1 protein-coding gene is annotated in these 259 nt (G+C 33.6%); it reads left to right on the top strand.

Annotation, left to right across the window (positions count from 1 at the left end; translation table 11 throughout):
* Positions 1-259 (top strand): hypothetical protein (locus R0K30_RS22490; RefSeq protein ID WP_410613124.1); only part of this gene is annotated, 259 nt, incomplete at both ends.

Genomic DNA, 259 nt, shown 5'->3' with positions numbered 1-259 from the left:
CTATAGTTAATGAAGTTTTAGACTTAGTTCCAGATAACTCTATTTTATTATCGGATTCTGATATCAAATGGACTATGGGAATAGACGTTGATGATGAAGATAGTGACAACAGTACTACAGATCAAAGGCAAAATATTTTTGGCGACCCGCTTCATTCTAAACCTGTTGCATTAGATTACGGTAATAATGATATTCGTATCCTAATTGGCACTAATGCCGGTTTCTTACATATGTTTAAGGATGATGATGTTAATAACAC

Origin of the sequence: Bacillus sp. SIMBA_154, from assembly GCF_046536015.1 — a bacterium.
In the GTDB taxonomy this organism is placed as follows: domain Bacteria; phylum Bacillota; class Bacilli; order Bacillales; family Bacillaceae; genus Bacillus; species Bacillus pumilus_P.
This window is presented reverse-complemented; position numbering and strand designations above follow the sequence as displayed.